The sequence below is a fragment of the Pseudoalteromonas sp. S558 genome (genome assembly GCF_005886635.1).
Classification (GTDB): Bacteria; Pseudomonadota; Gammaproteobacteria; order Enterobacterales; family Alteromonadaceae; genus Pseudoalteromonas; species Pseudoalteromonas aliena.
The window spans coordinates 1-604 of sequence record NZ_PNDU01000528.1; the positions used below are offsets into that span (position 1 = coordinate 1).

At 37.3% G+C, this 604-nt stretch carries 1 protein-coding gene; it reads left to right on the top strand.

All coding sequences use genetic code 11. The features are described 5' to 3' along the window. A partial coding sequence (locus tag CWB66_RS22380) for a patatin-like phospholipase domain-containing protein (protein WP_212747850.1) occupies window positions 1-535 on the top strand: 535 nt, incomplete at its 5' end. Window positions 536-604: the final 69 nt, after the last annotated feature.

Below are 604 nucleotides of genomic sequence, written 5' to 3' on the forward strand. Positions count from 1 at the left end.
GCCAGGATTGGCTGGCTCTACTAGTGTGTACTCTTCCGACAGTGAGTTAGCTCTTGGCCAATTTGTTGATGGCGCTTTTGTTAACCATGATCCAACTATGGCAGCTGTTTCTCTGGCAGTTAACCAAGGCCATAAACTTGAAGATATTTCAGTTATTTGTTTTGGCACTGGATTCATGGGAAATTATATTGCTAACGAAGATACAATGTATTGGGGTTCCGCTCAGTGGTTAAATTCGGCAGATAACGTAAACCAAAATATTTATAACACTAGTCGTATTCCATCTCTCTTTGCTAATGAAGATCGTGTAAACCCAACCCTGAACATGTGTTTAAATGGTACATCTACAAATGAAATACCAACACAATCTAGTCTATTACTTGGCCAGCGATATGCTTATCTTAACCCAGATTTGAAATCAACGTATATCTCAGAAACAGCACATACCTGCAAAGAAATTAATGACATGAAAACATTTGCTGGAGGGGTAGATCTAAAAAGTGCGACTGATGTCATTAATAAATATTGGCAGTAAGACACTAAATAATTCCAATTTATCAAAAACAGCAATATTGAAGTTAGGAAAGACTTAATACAGGCACTA